We start from the raw sequence: 15557 nt of genomic DNA, 5'->3' as shown, positions 1-15557 counted from the left end.
TGGGGCCACACGACCGTCGGGGTGGAGACGACGACGGGCGCGAGCGCGGCACCGACGGCGAGCAGGACGGCGAGGGCGCCGAGGGCCACGAGCAGCCGGGGCCGGGCACCGACGTGCCCGATCCGGCCGGACGACGGGGCGCCGTCCGCGTCCGCGTCGGGCACCGTCGGTGAGCCGAGGGTCGTCCCCACGGTCATCGCTCCTCCTCGCAGCGGTCCTCCTGCCGCTCGGCGAGAGCCTAGGGAACGACCTGCGAAGACCTGACCGCGACACCCTCTCCGGGGCCGACGGTGCCGCTCAGACGATCGCGACCGCCACGACGAGGCCCAGGGCGAGGTGCATGCCGGCGATCATCGCCGACACCGGCGTGTAGTACTCGTCGTGCAGGCAGGCGCCCACGTCCAGCCGCGAGACCGCCTCGAGGCCGCGCACGACGAGGACCTGGGCGACGATCCCCACCAGCCCGTAGACCAGGGTGTTGATGACGCCGGCGACCAGGCCGCCACCGGAGATGTAGATCGCGACGACCACGATCAACGCCATCGAGACGAGCCCCGAGGCGGAGACGACGACCGCGTTCGGCCGGCCCTCGCGCACCAGCCCGCGCAGGTCGCCCGGCGTTGTCAGGTCGATCGCGAAGTAGCCGGCGTACATGAGCACCGCGCCGATGACCGCGTACAGCGCGATCAGGCCGATGTTGCCGAAGAGGGTCGGGAAGAAGTCCGGGGTGAGCAACTCAGGGCCTCCGCGCGGGTCCATCAGGACGAAAGCGACGCCGCAGAGTAGCGGCCGGGGCCCGTCGTGCGCGGCACCCTCGGCCCCCGTGGCAGCAACGGCACGTTCCTGGCATCGGGCGCGCGAACGGCGCCGTCCACCCGTCGGGGGAACCGCCGCGGTCGGTGAGCGAACGGCGCCGTCCTGGCGTCGGACGTCAGGAACGTGCCGTTGCTGCAGTCGGGGGCGGGCCGGCGGATCAGGGGCGCGGGAGCCCGATCGGGTTGAACTCCGGGACGACCGTCCGCGCCGCCGCGGCGACCGGCTCCAGCAGCGTCGCGAGCCGCTCGGTCCGCTCCGGGCCCAGCGCCTCCCACGGCCCGGCCGCCGCGCGGTCGGTCGCGTCCTCGACGGCCGCGTGCAGCGCCGCCCCCTCGGCGGTGAGCGCGGGCTCGTCGTCGGGGCCTGTCACGAGCCCCCGCTCGACGAGCCGGGCGATCTCGGCCGACCACGTGGCGTCCGGGACCCGGCGCCCGAGCCGCAGGTCCCGCCCGGGCGACTCGCCGGCGGCCACCTTGACCACGTGGGAGGCGACGGACCCGAGCCCGTGCACCGCGAGCGCGGCGAGGTGGGAGTCCCCGCGGTGCTCGCGCAGCGTCGTCGTGGCCTGCCACAGCGCCAGGTGCGGCGCGTCGGGCCGCGGCAGCGCGCGGTTCGCGGCACCGAGCACGCGCCCGGCGTCGTCGCAGGCCCGGGCGGCCTCCCACGCGAGCTCGGCCGCCTCGGCGACCACGGCCGCGTCGGGGAGCCCGGCGAGGTCCCCGAAGGCGGCGTCGACGCCGGCCAGCCGCACCGCGAGCGCCCGGGTGGGGGTGGCGTCGGGCGCGATCCCGGCGCGGGCGTCGGCGATCCGGTCCGGGGCGAAGCCGCCGAAGGCGGCGACCACCACGGCCGTCGGGACGTCGCCCAGGGGAGCGGCGCGCTGCGCGACGTAGCGGGCCCAGAAGGAGGCGCCGAGCTCCGCCGCCGCGGCGAGCGCCGCCGGGGCGAAGTAGGTCAGCGCGTGCACCGGCTCGTAGAGCACCCACAACCGGCGGGCGGGCGCGGGCATCAGTCCGGGATGCGGTGGGGCACGAAGGCCGCACCGTTGTCGGTGACCAGTCCCGCCGTCTCCCGGATGCCGAGCCCGGCCGCCTCGTCGCCGACGATCCAGGCGCCCAGCGCGGGCCGGTACCCGTCGAACTCGGGCAGCGGGTCGAAGAGCTGGTAGACGTAGCCCTCCTCGCCGTAGACCCCGCCGGTCTCGACGACGGGCTCCCCCGCGCCGGCGACGATCTGGACGTTCGCGCCCTCACGGCCGAGCAGCGGCTTGCGGACGTACTCGGTGAGCAGCCCGGGGTCGCCCAGGCTCGCGGGCAGCAGGTTCGGGTGGCCGGGGTACATCTCCCAGAGCACCGCGAGGATCGCCTTGTTCGACAGCAACGTCTTCCACAGCGGCTCGATCCACAGCGTCTCCGGGAGGCTGCGGGTCACGTGCTTGCCGAAGTCGTCGCCGAGGATCCATTCCCAGGGATAGAGCTTGGCGACGCAGCTCATCGGGGCCTCCTCGAGGTCGACGAACCGGTCGAGGGCCGAGTCCCAGCCGATCTGCTCGATCGCGAGCCCGACGGTGTCCAGCCCGGCCTCCGCGGCGGTCTCCTGCAGGTAGGCCGTGGTGACGTGGTCCTCGCCGGTCGTCTCGGCCTGCGACCAGGCGAAGTGCACCTCGTTCCGGGGCAGGTCGGCGCCGATCGCCGTCCACCGCGCGACCAGCTTCTCGTGGAGGGAGTTCCACTGGTCCTGGTCGCCGAAGACGTCCTTGAGCCAGTACCACTGGCAGATGCTCGCCTCGAGCAGCGTGGTCGGGGTGTCCGCGTTGTACTCGAGCAGCTTCGCCGGCCCGGAGCCGTCGTAGCGCAGGTCGAAGCGGCCGTAGAGGTGCGGGTCGTGGCGCTTCCAGGAGTTCGCGACCTGCTCCCAGCTCCACTCGGGCAGCGCGAAGTCGCGGAACCGCTCGGTGGTCACGACGTGGTCGACGGCCTCCAGGCACATCGAGTGCAGGAGCTCGACGTCGGCCTCCAGCGAGAGGATCTCGGCCATGTCGAAGACGTAGTGCACCGACTCGTCCCAGTAGGGCCGGGCGCCGTCCTGGCCGGTGGCCGGGGTGCCGAACACGAGGCCCTGCTCCTCGATCTTCCGGCGCCAGTCGGGGCGGGGGGTCGACCTCTCGCGACGCAACGCGCGTCCCTTCCGGTGATGTGACGGCTGGTGGGGCGGCTCAGCTGCCCGACGACGAGCCCGAGCCCGACGAGCCCTTGGACCCCGACCCCGACGAGCTCCCGGACACCCCGAGCCCGCCCCGGCTCACCGTGCCGTTGGAGGAGGTGGAGCCCAGGCTGCTGCCCGTGGTCCCGCTGCGGACGCTCGTCCCGGCGGGCGGCGCGGTGACCGAGCCGCCGCGCGCGACCGTGCCGACGGGCGAGTTCGAGCCGTAGTTGTAGTGGTACTGGTTGCCGAAGCCGCCGAGGAAGATCGGGACGAAGCCGCCGCCGTAGTACCCGTTGCTCGGCGTGCCCGAGCAGTTGCTGTCGTCGACGACCACGCCGTTCTGGTCGGTGCACTGGGCCGAGACCTCGTCGCCGCCCGACGAGGCCGCGTAGGCGATCGCGACGACCGCGACCACCCCGACGGCGACCCCGCCCCCGATGAGCACCCGCTTGCGGATCTTCGACTTGCGCTGCTCCGCGGCCGCCGCGGCCTCCTCCTGTGCCTTGCGGCGGCGCTCGGCCTCCCGGCGCGCCCGCTGCTCGGCCAGGGTGGGTTCGCGCGGGGTGGTGGTGTCCGGGTCCTGGTAGCGGACCCGTCCGCGCCGGGACTCCTCACCGGACGCGCCGGCGGCCGCGCCGGCGGTGTCGCCCGCGCCGCCCGCGGGGTCGCCCGACGTCCCCGCGTCGGCGTTCCACCAGGGCTGGTCCGTCGCCACGGTGGGCGTGGAGCCGGTGGGCGTGGACCCGGTGGGACCCGGTTCGCCGGGGGTCGGGGTGCCCGACGGCGGAGTGGGCGCGTAGTCCGCGGCCTCACCACCGCCGGACGCGTGGCGACCCCGCGACGCGCCTCCCGGGTCCTCGCTCATGTCCTGTCCCCTCCACCCACCGCTGCCCACACCCTCCAGGATGCGCCCGGGATCCCCCCTCGATGAGACGAACCCGGCACGCGGCATGATGTCAGGACCATGGTCCTACGGGAACGTCCGTCCTCGGGGCGGGGTCACGACGACCGGGTGGCGGACGACGCGGACGGTCACGCCGCCCGGCGGTTGGTCGCGCGCCGGGGAGTCATCGGCGTGCTCGCCGGTGCCCTGATCATGCTCCTCGCCGCCAGCGCGTTCGCGGCGACCGGCAACGGCCTGGGTTTCCTGGGGCTGGCCGGCGACGAGTCCGGGGCGGGCCCCGGCATCCTCGGCGGCTCGAGCAGCGGTCCGGAGACCGACCGGTCCCGGGTGCCGTCGGCCCCCGGCACGTGTCTGACCTGGCAGCGCTCCGACGGCGGCGACGTGCGGGGGGTCGACTGCGCGACGTCGCACCTGTTCGAGACCGCGGGCCCGATCGACGTCGACCTCCCCGACGGCGCGCCGTTCCCGGCCGACGCCGCGTGGCAGAAGGTCGTGGCCGACACGTGCACCCCGCTGGTGGCGCGCTACCTGGGCAAGCCGCTCGACCCGTCGGGGCGGTACAAGGTCGGGGCCCTCAAGCCGACCGCCACGGCGTGGGGCAACGGCGACCGCACCGTGCGCTGCGGCCTGCAGGCCCCCGGCGTCACCGGGGCCCTGTTCTCCTCGACCGGCAAGGTCGCCGACGCCGACCAGGCCGTGGTGTTCGCCCCCGGCACCTGCCTCGGGCTCTCCGGCAAGGACGTGTCCGACCCGGTGTCCTCGTGCGCCAAGACCCATGCCGCCGAGGTGGCCGGGACCGTCGACCTCGGCGCGAAGTTCACCGCCGGCCTGCCCTCGGTGGACGACCAGGACGACTTCCTGCAGCCCGCCTGCACGAAGGTCGCCCAGGACGAGGTCGGCGCGCAGCAGCTCACCGCGTCCAAGCTCACCGTCTACTGGACGAACGTCAGCCAGGCCTCGTGGGACGCGGGGACCCGCCGGGTCAGCTGCAACATGGGGTCGCTGCTCGCGGACAACTCCGGGTTCGCGCCGCTGACCGGGGCGGTCAAGGACGGCGTGAAGATCGGCGGCGCCGCGCCGGCCACGCCGGACCCGCTGCCCCCGCCCGGGGCGCCCGCCGTCGAACCGTCCACCCCGGCCGCCGCACCGACGACGGCCCCCGCGCCCGAGCAGGCCACCACGACCGCGCCGCCCACCGCGCCGCCGCCCGGCCTGCTGCCGAAGCTCCCGCCGCTGCTCGGTGGCGGGGGCAACTGACCCCCGCGGCGGTGGACCCGGACCGGTTCGCCGAGCTCGTCGGGGAGGCCCTCGACGAGCTGCCCGCCGAGTTCCTGCGCGCGATGGACAACGTCGTCGTGCTCGTGGAGCCGCGCCACCCCGAGGACCCGGAGCTTCTGGGGCTCTACGAGGGCGTCGCGCTCACCGACCGGACCAGCGACTACGGCGGCGTCCTCCCCGACCGGATCACCCTCTACCGCGACGCGCTGGTGGAGATGTGCGCCGACGAGGACGAGCTGCGCGACGAGGTCGCGGTCACCGTGGTCCACGAGATCGCGCACCACTTCGGGATCGACGACGCCACGCTGCACCGGCTGGGCTGGGCGTAGCCCAGGTGAACGGATGTCGTCGCCCTGACGACGGATTCCGTTCACATGGGCGCTAGCCCCCGGTGGCGTCGCGGGTCGAGGCCAGCCCGCCGGGGGCCTCCCGGCGCCACGCCTCGAGGGACCACCCGGCGTGGTCCGCGCCGAGGACGATGCGCCCGCAGTTGTCGACGTGGTCGTCGGACCCGAGTTCGGGGATCCCACCGACCAGCGCGTGCGCGACGAGCCGCAGCACCGCGCCGTGGCTGATCAGCACGACCGTGCCGTCGGGGTGCTCGGCGCGCAGTCCCTCGAGGGCGGGCAGGTAGCGGTCGAGCACGTCGCGGCCCGATTCGCCGCCGGGCATCCGCGCGGCGACGTCGCCCTCGCGCCAGGCGTCGTAGGTCGCGCGGAAGCGGGCGATGGAGTCGTCGTCGTTGCGGCCCTCGAGGTCGCCCACCTGCACCTCGTGGGTGCCCTCCACGACGCCCGGGGTCAGCCCGACGGCGGGTGCGACCAGGCCCGCGGTCTCGCGAGCGCGCCGCGCGGGGGAGCTGACGAGCGCGGTCACCGGGCCCCGCGGGTCGGCGACGAGCTCCTTGCCGAGCGCCTCGGCCTGCAGCCGGCCGAGGTCGGTGAGCCCCGGACCGGGCAGCACGGTGTCCAGGATCCGCTCGACGTTCGCCGGGGTCTGGCCGTGGCGGGCGAGCACGAGACGCAACACGGTTCCATCCGTACCACGGAGCGCTCAGCTCGGGAGGGCCTCGCCGGGGACCGCGCGCAGTGTGGTGAGCCACCGCGCGGCCGCGTCGTAGTCCGCGCTCTCCTGTCCCTTCACCGGGGCCGCGACCGGCGGCGACGACGCCGTGGAGCCGGCCGGCACGGTCGCGCGCGGGTAGGACCCGAGGAAGCGCAGATCGGTGCAGCGCCGGTGCAGCGCCGCGAGCGCCTCGCCCATCGCGGGCTCGGCGACGTGGCCCGCGCCGTCGAGGAAGAACCAGTAGGTGCCGAGCCGCTCCTTCGACGGGCGCGACTCGATGCGGGTCAGGTCGACCCCGCGGATCGCGAGCTCGGTGAGGATCGCCAGCAGCGAGCCGGGCTCGTTCACGGTGGTCGCCGCGATCGAGGTGCGGTCGCGCCCGGTCGGGGCGGGGAGCCGGACCCCGGCCGGGGCGACGACGACGAAGCGGGTCACCGCGTCGCCGGTGTCGTGCACCCCCTGCGCGAGCGCCTCGAGCCCGTAGTGGCCGGCCGCCACCGGCGCGCACACCGCGGCGTCGACCTGCCCGTCCGCGACGGCGGCCGCGGCGGCCGAGGTCGAGGGCGTCATCCGGACCTCCGCGCCGGGCAGGTGCGTGGCGAGCCAGCGACGGGTCTGGGCCTCGCCGTGGGGGTGCGAGGCGACGGTGCGCACGTCGGCCGCGGTGGTCCCGGGCCGGACGAGCACCGCGAATCGCACCGGGAGCAGGATCTCGCGGACCACGACGACGGGCGGGGACTCGACGAGCCCGTCCATGGTCGCGGGGACCGCGCCCTCCACGGAATTCTCGATCGGCACGCACGCGAGCCCGACCTCCCCGGCCCGCAGCAGGTCCAGTGCCGCCGTGGTGCTCGCCGCGGGACGCAGCCGCGCCCCGGCGAACGCCGAGCCCGGCGCCTCGACGAGCGTGAGCAGCGCCTGCTCGCAGAAGGTGCCGTGCGGGCCGAGGAACGCGACCTCGGGGCCGGGGTCGCCGGGACCGCCCACGTCAGACCAGGCCCAGGCGGGCCATCTCGGCGCCCTGGTCGGCGGGGGCCGTGGACCCCAGCGACGACAGGTGCGCGCGGACCCGCGCGGCCGTCCGGTCGTCGACCTCGGCCACCTCGGCGGCCAGCGCGTCGGCGTCGGTGGTGTCCAGCGCACCGCGCACGGCCTCGACGAGCTCGGCGGGCGCGTCGAGGTCCTCACCGACGCCGCCGTCCTCCGGTCCGCCCGCGGCCGCCGGCGGCACCGCGCGCAGCGCCCGGGCCACCGCGACCATGAGGTTGAGCCACCCGTGGTGGTCGAACCCGGTCGCGGGGTCGACGTGCCGTGCCGCGCCCTGCAGCCCGATGCTCGCGGTGAACGAGCGTCCCGACGCGGCGACCACGGCGAGGAAGCGGGAGACGTCGGTGACGCCGGGGAAGACACCCGCGCGGTCGCCGCCGCAGCGCAGCTTCGGCCGGCACCCGTGGCCGACGACGCGGCGCACGCCCGCGATCCAGTCGTCGGACCCGTCGGCGTCCGGGCGCCGCGGCTCGACCACCGCGACGACGTCGTCGGGGACGAACTCGGTGACCCGCTCGAGCCAGACCGAGTCGACGTCGTGCGGCGCGGGCATCTCGACGGTGCCGGTGGTGAGCAGGGCGGAGCGCGACGTCGTCAGCGACAGCGCCTTCGGCACGCCGCCGAGGCCGGTGTCGACCGACAGCGTGATCGGGACCGGGGCGGCGGGCCGGCGCTTCACCAGGACGGCGACGAACTCCTGCAGGCGGGAGACGGGCACGACGAGCGCGCCCAGCAGGCCGCCGTACTCGCCCGCGCGGACGTCCAGGTAGGCGTCGAGGACGTCGGTCATCACCGGGCGCGGGCCGGGCGAGACGAGTGCGGCGTCGTCGAGGATGCGCGCGAGGAGCGGGGGCACACCGTCGACCGGTGCCCCACCGGCCTGGGGGACGGTGGACACGAGGGCACGGTAGCGGTCGGGGCGCCGCGGTCCGGCCACCGGGCGTCGACCCCGTCGTCGGGACTTGCTTCCCCGCCTGCTTCTTCGGTTAGGCTCACCTAACCAACGCACCCGGAGGCGCCCGATGGCCAGGAGCTGCCCGCACCAGCCGCCCGTCCCCAGTCCGGTCGAGCGGGCGCGGGCCACCGTGCTCCGCGCGGGCGGTGCCACGCTGCTCGTCGATCCCCACGCCGGGGCGGGCGCGGGCGACGGCGGCCGGGTCGTCCCGGTCCTGCACCACGTGCCGGCCTCCGGGGCGGCCACGCTCCAGTTCCCCGCCGACCACCCGCTCGTGGCGCTCACCCGCGTCCACGAGTACGTGCCCGCGATGCTCGAGCTCACCGACTCGACGCCGCTGCCGGTGCGTCAGCCGGTCCGCGGCCTGGTCTGGATCGCCGGGCGCGTGCGCCTGCTGCCCGCGCGGGTCGCCCGCCGCGCGGCGCTGCGGATCGCGGCCGAGGCCACGGACGAGCGGCTGCTCGACGTCGGGCACTCGGACGTGCTGCTGCGCATGGATCCGGGTTCCGTGGTGCTCTCCGACGCCGAGGGCACCGGCACCTTCACCCCGGCGCAGGTCGCGGCCGCGCCGCACGACCCGCTGGTGACCTCCGGGGACGAGTGGCTCGCGCACCTCGCCCGGGCGCACGGCTCGCTGCTGACCGGGCTCGCCCGGCACCTCCCGCCGAGCCTGCGCCACCCGGGGGCGACGCTGCACCCGCTGGCCGTCGACCGGCTCGGGCTGCGCCTGCGGGTCGAGACCGACCGGGGCGACCACGACGTCCGCCTCGCGTTCGCCGCGCCGGTGGCCTGCTCCCGGATGCTCGGCGCCGAGGTGCGCCGGCTCGCGGAGGTCAGTCCTGCGGCGACGGGCGCGGTGCACCGTCGCGCAGCGGGGCGGTGACCTTCCGCTCGGCCACGAACGAGACGAAGGGGATCGTGCCCGCGAGCGCCACCAGCAGCAGGCGCACCACCGGCCAGCGGCTCTTCACGGCGAGGTCGGCGGTGAGCGCCAGGTAGCCCATGTAGAGGAACCCGTGGATCGGCCCGACGATCGCCACGAGCAGCGGGGCGTCGGCGAAGTACTTCAGCGGCATCGCGACCAGGACGAGCACGAGCAGGCCGGTGCCCACGACCCACGCCATGACGCGGTAGCGCTTCATCGCGGCGACGACCTTCGGGGTCAGCGTCGTCGTCGGGGTCGGTGCGGTCACGCGGGAGCTCCTCGGGCGGGTCAGCGGGGCTCGTCGGTGTCCGACCGGGCGAGCGCGGCGAGCATGGCGTTGTAGTCGGTGCGGGCCCGCCCGCGCAGGGGCGCGCCCTGCCCGTCGCCGGGGCGGACCCCGGCCGGACGCGGGGTGAACGGGGTGTCCAGGGTCTCGACGACGGGCGCCCGCTCCGGCGTGGGGACGCGCGCCGGGCCGCCGTCGGCCGCACCCGGCTCGTCGGGGGGCGCCGCGTCGTCGTCGGGGAGCTCGCCGCGCAGGACCGCCAGCTGGTGCGCCTCGGCGTGCAGCATCTTCCACCACAGCGCCGCGAAGAAGACGCCGAACAGCGGCCACTGCAGGGCGTACCCGGCGTTGAGCACCGAGCCGGTGGGGGACTCCGCGCGGATGAGCTGCCAGTAGGCCATCCCCCCGCAGACGATCACCGCGACGACCGCGAGCAGCGTCCAGCCGACCCACCGGGGGGTGGCGAGCACACGGAGGACACGTCCCACACCTCCGAGGTTACCGACGCGGTGTGAACGTGGCCGAAGCGTCGCGGCGGCCGCCGCCCTAGGGTGCGTGCCGATGAGCCTCCTCCGTGACTGGCTCGCCCCGCCGGGTCCCGCGGTCGTGGAGGTGGACGGGCGCGAGCGCCGCCTGCTCCTGACCGAGATCCTCGTCGTCGCCACCGTGACCCTCGGGCTGTCGGGGCTGCGGTCGCTGATCTCGCTGCTGGACTCCCTCGCCGCGCCCGCGCCGCTCGCCTCCCGGCAGGTGTCGATCGACCGGCCGCTCGCCACCGACGCGTGGGTGGACCTCGCGGCGCAGCTCGCCTCGTCCCTGCAGCTGGTGGCGTGGGGCGCTCTGGGGCTCTACCTGCTGGTGCGGGCCGGGTCCGGGCCGCGCGCGGTGGGCCTCGACGGCACGCGTCCGGGACGGGACGCGCTGGCCGGCCTCGGCCTGGCGGCGGTGATCGGCATCCCGGGGCTGGGCTTCTACCTGCTCACCCGCGCGCTCGGGATCAACCTCACGGTGGTGCCCTCGCTGCTCGACGACCACTGGTGGCGGGTGCCGGTCCTGGTGGTCTCGGCGCTGGCCAACGCGTGGGCCGAGGAGGTGCTCGTCGTGGGGTGGCTGCTCTCGACGCTGCGCCGGCTCGGGCTCTCGGAGAACCGGTCGCTGGCCGTGTCGGCCCTGCTGCGCGGGTCGTACCACCTCTACCAGGGCTTCGGCGGCGGGCTCGGCAACGTCGTCATGGGCCTGGTGTTCGGTCGCTACTGGCAGCGGACCGGGCGCCTGTGGCCGCAGGTGGGCGCGCACGCGCTGATCGACGTCGTGGCGTTCGTGGGCTCTGCGCTGCTGGTCGGCAAGGTGTCGTTCCTCCCGCACTCGTAGGGTCTGGTGACCATGACCCCGCCCCGCGTGGACACCGAGGTCGGCCCGTTGCGGACCGTCGTCCTGCACCGCCCGGGCCCGGAGCTCGAGCGGCTCACCCCCCGCAACGCCGACCGGCTGCTCTTCGACGGCATCCCGTGGGTGGAGCGCGCGCAGCTCGAGCACGACCGCTTCGCCGCCACCCTGGAGCGCCACGGGGTGCGCGTCCTGCTCCTCGCCGATCTCCTGCGGACCGCCCTCGACGACGCCGACGCCCGCACCCGCGGCATCGACGACGCCGTCGACGAGCGGGTCCTCGGCCGGGAGCTCGCGGCGGCGGTGCGCGCCGAGCTGGCGACGATGGGTCGCGACGACCTCGGGGACGCCCTCGTCGGCGGGCTCACCTTCCGCGAGCTCGGCGACGGGCAGAACTCCCTGGTCCGGCGCATGCACGGCCCCGACGAGTTCGCGATCGACCCGCTGCCCAACCTGATGTTCACCCGCGACTCGTCGATGCGGGTCGGCGACCGCGTGGTGGCCGCCGCGATGGGGATGCCGGCGCGGCGGCGGGAGGCGGCCCTCGTCGCGCTCGCACACCGCGGCCACCCGGAGCTGGGCGGCGTGCCGCACACCGAGCCCCGCGACACCTCCGCCGTCGAGGGCGGCGACGTGCTGCTGCTCGCGCCGGGGGTGCTCGCCGTCGGGGTCGGGGAGCGCACGAGCCCGGCCGGCGCCGAGTCCTTCGCCCGCGCCATGTTCGAGGCCGGGCTCGCCCACACCGTGCTCGCCGTCCCGATCACGCAGCGGCGCGCGACGATGCACCTCGACACCGTCGCGACGATGGTCGACGTCGACACGATGGTGGTCTTCCCCGAGGTCCTCGACGCCCTGCAGGCCTGGACGATCACGCCCGGGCTGCACATCGTCGGTCCGGAGCCGTTCCGGCCCGCCGCCGCCCGCGCGATGGGGATCGAGGAGCTCCGCGCGGTCGACACCGGCCCGGCCGGCGTGGCCGCGGAGCGCGAGCAGTGGGACGACGGCAACAACACCCTCGCGCTCGCCCCGGGCCGAGTCGTGGCCTACGAGCGGAACACGGCGACGAACGGGCGGTTGCGCGACGCGGGGATCGAGGTCGTGACCATCGAGGGCTTCGAGCTGGGCTCGGGGCGCGGCGGGCCGCGGTGCCTGTCGTGTCCGTGGGAGCGCGATCTGCCGTCGTAGGCCGGCGACGACGGGGCGTTCCTGCCACTGGGCGCACGCGTCGACGCGGCGCTGGCACCGGGCACGCCACCTGTCCGAGCACACCGACCCCACGTTCGGCGCAGCCAGGCGTGCGTCCGGCCACAGCACGCGGCCCACCACTGCGGCCACACGGGTCTGCCCCTAGCGTCCGTTTCGTGCTCAGGAAGCGCCCCGAGAGCGGTCCGCGGCCGGGGGCCCCCGCCAACCCGCTGCGCCGGCTGTCCGGCGAACGCTGGGAGGCGATGGAGCCGACCTGGCGCGACGCGAAGCCGGGCATCATCCACGCCGCGCTCGAACGCGCGCAGGCCCGGCCGTCAGGGAACTGGTTCGTCGTCGGCGCCTCCCGCGACGTGCGCGCCGGGACCCCGTTCGGCACGACCGTCGCCGGCGTCGAGCTGGTCCTGTGGCGCGCGCCGTCCGGGGAGCTCTACGCCGGACCGGGTGCCTGCCCGCACCTGGGCGCGGCCATGTCGACGGCCACCCAGTCCGGGTGCGAGCTCATCTGCCGCTGGCACGGCCTCGCGCTCGGCCCGTCGGGCCGCGCCGGGTGGCGGACCCTGCCCGCCCACGACGACGGCGTGCTGGTGTGGGTGCGGCTCGACGCCGTCGGCGGCGAGGAACCCACCGCGGCCCCGATCCTGCCGGTCCGCCCGCCGCACGAGGCCAGCCTCGTCGCGGTGGCGACGATGGTCGGCACCTGCGAGCCCGACGACGTCGTCGCGAACCGCCTCGACCCCTGGCACGGCGCGTGGTTCCACCCGCACTCGTTCGCCGACCTGCGCGTCGACTCGGCGCCGGCCCGCACGGCGACGACCGCCGAGGACCACTTCGACCTGCACGTCGCGTTCCGGGTGACGAAGAACCTCGGCATCCCGGTCGAGGCCCGCTTCACCTGCCCGGACCCCCGCACCGTCGTCATGCACATCACGGCGGGCGAGGGGGCGGGCAGCGTCGTCGAGACCCACGCGACCCCGCTCGCCCCGCACCCCGACGGCCGCGCGCGCACGCAGGTCACCGAGGCCGTCGTCGCGCACTCCGAGCGGGAGGGGTTCGTCCACGCCCGGCGCGTCCAGCGGGTCGTCCGCCCGCTGATGGAGTGGGCGGCGCGCCGGCTGTGGGTCGACGACATCGAGTACGCCGAGCGGACCTACGAGGTGCGCCGCCGGCGCATGTGAACGCTCGTGGTCGCCAGGGCGACGACGATCGTTCACATGGGACGCAGTCCCACGAGGGTGTGCACGATCCCCCGCTGCCACCCGTCCATCGGCTCGACGCGGACGGCCTCCAGCCCCGCCGAGCGCAGCCGCTGCTGGAGCCGCACCACGCCGTCGAAGGCGAGCACGCTGCGCCACAGGTAGCGGTAGAGCGACGCGTCGCCGGTGACCCGCCACCCCAGCGGGATGACGATCGCCCAGCACACCGCCGTCCACACCGCCTTCGCGGCCCCCGAGTCCGCGACCGAGTACTCGTGGACGGCCAGCGGCGCGCCCGGCGCGAGCAGGTCGCGCAGGTCCGCGACACCCGCGTCGACGTCGGGCAGGTTGCGCAGCAGGTAGGCCGCGAGGATCCCGTCGAAGGGCCCGGCCACCCCGTGCGCGGCGAGCTCCTCGGCCCGCGAGTGCACGAACCGGACGTTGGCGGGCCAGATCTTGGCCCGGGCCTGCGCGAGCATCTCCGCCGAGGCGTCGACCGCGACGATCTCCGCCTCCGGGTAGGTCTCGAGCAGCGCGGCCGTCGAGAGCCCCGTGCCGCAGCCGACGTCGAGCAGCCGCAGGCCCGCGCCCCGGCCGGGCAGCCCGAGCCGGGCCGCCGAGCGGCGCAGGTGGTCGAAGTAGCCGGGGTTCGCCCCGACGAGCCGGTCGTAGGAGGACGCGTCCTGGTCGAACGCGGACGGCACCACGGCGGCCTCGCGCACTCGGTCGAAGGTCACGAGCCGCCATCCTGCCCGGTGTGCGGCCGGACGGCCCAACGGGCCACTCCCTCCCGACGACGGGCCGAAGCTGAGAGCCCACTCCCGCACAAGGATCACCGGCAGGTCCGATCGGAGCATCAACGCCGTCCCTCGTCGCCCGCCGACGGGCCTTCGGCGCGGTCGGCGGGCGTGGGCTCTCAGACTCGCCGGTCACGAACAGGTCACGGTCCTAGCGTTCCCGGCCGTGCGCAGACGGATGACGACGACGGCGTGGGCCGGTGCCCTGGTCGCGATGACCGTGGTGCCCTTCGCGATGTCGGCCTGGCGGGGGGGCTCCACCCGCATCGGGTCGATGCTCTCGGTGGGGCTGGGCGTCCTGGGCCTCGGCGCCCTGGTGGTCGTGGTCGTCGTCCCCTCCCGCATCCGCACGCTGACGCGCGCGTTCGGCGTCGACCGCGTCATGGGCCTGCACCGCTGGCTCGGCATGCTCGCGCTCGGCGCCGTCGTCCTGCACGCCGTCGTCGCGCTGACGAACCACCCCGCGCTGCTCGACGTGTTCACGGCCCGCGCCAGCGCGAAGGTCGGATGGGGCTCGCTGGTCTCGCTGCTGCTCGTCGGCGGGGTCGCCGCGGGCGGGCGTCGCCCGGGGGCCCGCTACGAGCTCTGGGCCCGGCTGCACGTCGCGCTCGCCGCCGCCGGCCTCGTGCTCGCCGGGCTCCACGTGCTGTGGCTGGACCACCTCGTCGCGGACCCGGTGATGCGGGTGTGCCTCGTCGCGCTGGCCGGGGTGCTGCTCGCCGTGCTCTCCCACCGCTGGGTGTGGCGCCCGCTGTTCTCCCGCCAGGGCGCCTACGTCGTCTACGGCGTGCGCCGCGAGGGCCCGAGCGTGTCGACCCTCGTGCTCGCGCCGGTGCACCTGCGCCGCGGCGGCATGCGGTTCGACCCCGGCCAGTTCGTGTGGTTGCGGCTCAAGCGCGCCGTGGTGGGCACCGAGGAGCACCCGTTCACCATCGCCTCCAGCGCGAACGTCACCGGTCGGCTGGAGCTGACGGTGCGCGACCAGGGGGACTTCTCCCACCGCGTCGCCGCGCTGCGCCAGGGCCAGAAGGTGTGGCTCGACGGCCCGCACGGGTCGTTCACCGCCACCGAGGACCGCGACTGCGCCGGCCTGGTCCTCATCGCGGGCGGCGTCGGGATCACCCCGATGATGAGCATGCTGCGCACCCTCGCCGAGCGCGGCGACACCCGGCGTCACCGGCTCGTGCTCGCCGAGCGCGGCTCCGAGCCGCTCTTCGCCGACGAGCTCGACGTGCTGAGCCGCCGCCTGGAGCTCGAGGTCCTCCGCACCGCGGGCCGCCGGGTGGACCTCGCGCTGCTCTCCGACGTCGTCCCGGGCCCGCCCGAACGCGACCACCTCGACTACTTCGTGTGCGGGCCGCCCTCGCTGCTCGCCGGGTCGCTCGCGGCCCTCGACCAGCTCGCGGTGCCCGCCACCCGGGTGCACACCGAGCAGTTCGGCTGGTCGGGCCCGCTCCCCGTCTCCACCTCCCCCACCACGTCCGGGCCCACCGA

The 15557-nt window shown here is 75.7% G+C and carries 18 protein-coding genes; 7 read left to right on the top strand and 11 right to left on the bottom strand.

Annotation, left to right across the window (positions count from 1 at the left end; translation table 11 throughout):
* From AC0CYZ_RS21055 to AC0CYZ_RS21035, 5 genes are all read right to left on the bottom strand, one after another.
* Positions 1 to 197, bottom strand: a 197-nt coding sequence (locus tag AC0CYZ_RS21055) for a hypothetical protein (protein ID WP_472218896.1), incomplete at its 3' end; no start/stop codon positions are given.
* 100 nt (positions 198 to 297) lie between these two features.
* Positions 298 to 759 carry a DUF350 domain-containing protein gene (locus AC0CYZ_RS21050; RefSeq protein WP_472218894.1) on the bottom strand — a complete coding sequence of 154 codons (462 nt, stop codon included), beginning with the start codon at positions 757 to 759 and terminating at the stop codon, positions 298 to 300.
* A 214-nt stretch (positions 760 to 973) separates the two neighbouring features.
* The gene (locus tag AC0CYZ_RS21045) at positions 974 to 1825 is read right to left on the bottom strand and encodes an SCO6745 family protein (protein ID WP_472218892.1); all 852 of its coding nucleotides are present in this window, start codon (positions 1823 to 1825) and stop codon (positions 974 to 976) included.
* The gene (locus AC0CYZ_RS21040) at positions 1825 to 2991 is read right to left on the bottom strand and encodes a glutathionylspermidine synthase family protein (RefSeq protein ID WP_472218890.1); all 1167 of its coding nucleotides are present in this window, start codon (positions 2989 to 2991) and stop codon (positions 1825 to 1827) included. The genes AC0CYZ_RS21045 and AC0CYZ_RS21040 overlap by 1 nt, the downstream gene beginning before the upstream one ends.
* 40 nt (positions 2992 to 3031) lie before the next feature.
* Complete coding sequence (locus AC0CYZ_RS21035) at positions 3032 to 3886, bottom strand: hypothetical protein (RefSeq protein ID WP_472218888.1); 855 nt, start codon at positions 3884 to 3886, stop codon at positions 3032 to 3034.
* A 147-nt stretch (positions 3887 to 4033) separates the two neighbouring features.
* Here AC0CYZ_RS21035 and AC0CYZ_RS21030 point away from each other — a divergent pair, with 147 nt between their 5' ends.
* Complete coding sequence (locus AC0CYZ_RS21030; protein ID WP_472218886.1) at positions 4034 to 5182, top strand: septum formation family protein; 1149 nt, start codon at positions 4034 to 4036, stop codon at positions 5180 to 5182.
* An 11-nt stretch (positions 5183 to 5193) separates the two neighbouring features.
* A complete protein-coding gene (locus AC0CYZ_RS21025; protein WP_472218884.1) occupies positions 5194 to 5532 on the top strand; it encodes a metallopeptidase family protein in 339 nt (112 codons plus the stop codon).
* A 52-nt stretch (positions 5533 to 5584) separates the two neighbouring features.
* Here the strand turns inward: AC0CYZ_RS21025 and AC0CYZ_RS21020 are convergent, their stop codons facing one another.
* The 3 genes from AC0CYZ_RS21020 to AC0CYZ_RS21010 are packed head-to-tail and all read right to left on the bottom strand — an operon-like array spanning position 5585 to position 8213.
* Positions 5585 to 6232: a histidine phosphatase family protein gene (locus AC0CYZ_RS21020; protein ID WP_472218882.1), complete on the bottom strand. Its 648-nt coding sequence runs from the start codon at positions 6230 to 6232 to the stop codon at positions 5585 to 5587.
* Positions 6233 to 6256: 24 nt separating this feature from the next.
* Positions 6257 to 7255, bottom strand: coding sequence for a prephenate dehydratase (gene pheA / locus AC0CYZ_RS21015; RefSeq protein WP_472218880.1), 999 nt, complete (start codon positions 7253 to 7255; stop codon positions 6257 to 6259).
* 1 nt (position 7256) lies between these two features.
* Positions 7257 to 8213 carry a hypothetical protein gene (locus AC0CYZ_RS21010; protein WP_472218878.1) on the bottom strand — a complete coding sequence of 319 codons (957 nt, stop codon included), beginning with the start codon at positions 8211 to 8213 and terminating at the stop codon, positions 7257 to 7259.
* 124 nt (positions 8214 to 8337) lie between these two features.
* Between AC0CYZ_RS21010 and AC0CYZ_RS21005 the strand changes: the two genes are divergently transcribed.
* Positions 8338 to 9153: a DUF2470 domain-containing protein gene (locus tag AC0CYZ_RS21005; RefSeq protein WP_472218876.1), complete on the top strand. Its 816-nt coding sequence runs from the start codon at positions 8338 to 8340 to the stop codon at positions 9151 to 9153.
* Here the strand turns inward: AC0CYZ_RS21005 and AC0CYZ_RS21000 are convergent.
* Both AC0CYZ_RS21000 and AC0CYZ_RS20995 read right to left on the bottom strand, forming a co-directional pair.
* Positions 9104 to 9463, bottom strand: a complete 360-nt coding sequence (locus tag AC0CYZ_RS21000; protein ID WP_472218874.1) for a DUF3817 domain-containing protein — start codon at positions 9461 to 9463, stop codon at positions 9104 to 9106. The genes AC0CYZ_RS21005 and AC0CYZ_RS21000 overlap by 50 nt on opposite strands.
* 20 nt (positions 9464 to 9483) lie before the next feature.
* The gene (locus AC0CYZ_RS20995; RefSeq protein WP_472218872.1) at positions 9484 to 9969 is read right to left on the bottom strand and encodes a hypothetical protein; all 486 of its coding nucleotides are present in this window, start codon (positions 9967 to 9969) and stop codon (positions 9484 to 9486) included.
* Positions 9970 to 10042: 73 nt separating this feature from the next.
* On the opposite strand from AC0CYZ_RS20995, the gene AC0CYZ_RS20990 reads away from it, so the two are divergent.
* From AC0CYZ_RS20990 to AC0CYZ_RS20980, 3 genes are all read left to right on the top strand, one after another.
* On the top strand, positions 10043 to 10852 hold the full coding sequence (locus AC0CYZ_RS20990) for a CPBP family intramembrane glutamic endopeptidase (RefSeq protein WP_472218870.1): 810 nt from the start codon (positions 10043 to 10045) through the stop codon (positions 10850 to 10852).
* Positions 10853 to 10864: 12 nt separating this feature from the next.
* A complete protein-coding gene (locus AC0CYZ_RS20985) occupies positions 10865 to 12052 on the top strand; it encodes an arginine deiminase (RefSeq protein WP_472218868.1) in 1188 nt (395 codons plus the stop codon).
* A gap of 263 nt (positions 12053 to 12315) precedes the next feature.
* Positions 12316 to 13248 (top strand): DUF5914 domain-containing protein, encoded by a 933-nt coding sequence (locus tag AC0CYZ_RS20980; RefSeq protein WP_472218898.1) that lies wholly within the window; start codon positions 12316 to 12318, stop codon positions 13246 to 13248.
* A 32-nt stretch (positions 13249 to 13280) separates the two neighbouring features.
* Here AC0CYZ_RS20980 and AC0CYZ_RS20975 read toward each other — a convergent pair whose 3' ends face one another.
* A complete protein-coding gene (locus tag AC0CYZ_RS20975; protein ID WP_472218866.1) occupies positions 13281 to 14003 on the bottom strand; it encodes a class I SAM-dependent methyltransferase in 723 nt (240 codons plus the stop codon).
* Positions 14004 to 14229: 226 nt separating this feature from the next.
* Between AC0CYZ_RS20975 and AC0CYZ_RS20970 the strand changes: the two genes are divergently transcribed.
* The coding region (locus AC0CYZ_RS20970) for a ferredoxin reductase family protein (RefSeq protein WP_472218864.1) at positions 14230 to 15557 on the top strand (1328 nt) is incomplete at its 3' end.

The sequence above is a fragment of the Actinomycetospora sp. genome (genome assembly GCF_055612215.1).
Note: the sequence above shows the minus strand (reverse complement) of the source record. Positions and strands in the feature narration are given on the sequence as shown.